Below are 393 nucleotides of genomic sequence, written 5' to 3'. Positions count from 1 at the left end.
GCCTCGGTGGCCGCCGCGTACGCGGCCGGTGCCGCCGCGGTGGTCCGTGCCGCCCACCCGGACGACGCTCCGGCCGCCGTCACGCACCGCCTGACGGCCACGGCCTACCCCGCCGACATCCCCCAGCTGGATGCGTACGCCGCCGTGACCACGGTCCTGGGCGACGCGGGTACGCCGGCCGGGGCGGAGCGCACCACGGACCGCGTGACCGTCCGAGACACCTCCGCCGCGGACAACGCCACCGACCGGGCCACCCTCTTCGTCATCCTCGGCTCCGCCGCCGTACTCACCGTGCTGTGGGCCGCGTTCACCTTGCCCAGGGCCCGGGCGAGGGGCTGGCGCCCGGCGCGGGCGGGGGGATCGACGGAGGACTGACGGTCCGTACGGAAACGA

General features: G+C 76.8%; 1 pseudogene. It reads left to right on the top strand.

The features are described 5' to 3' along the window. Positions 1-375 (top strand): annotated as a pseudogene (locus ACLZOT_RS50310) (serine protease); the annotation flags it as partial. Positions 376-393: the final 18 nt, after the last annotated feature.

This window comes from Streptomyces sp. 4F14 (assembly GCF_048159485.1).
Lineage (GTDB): Bacteria > Actinomycetota > Actinomycetes > Streptomycetales > Streptomycetaceae > Streptomyces.
The sequence above is the reverse complement of the archived record's forward strand: the minus strand, read 5'-3'. Positions and strand labels throughout refer to the sequence as shown.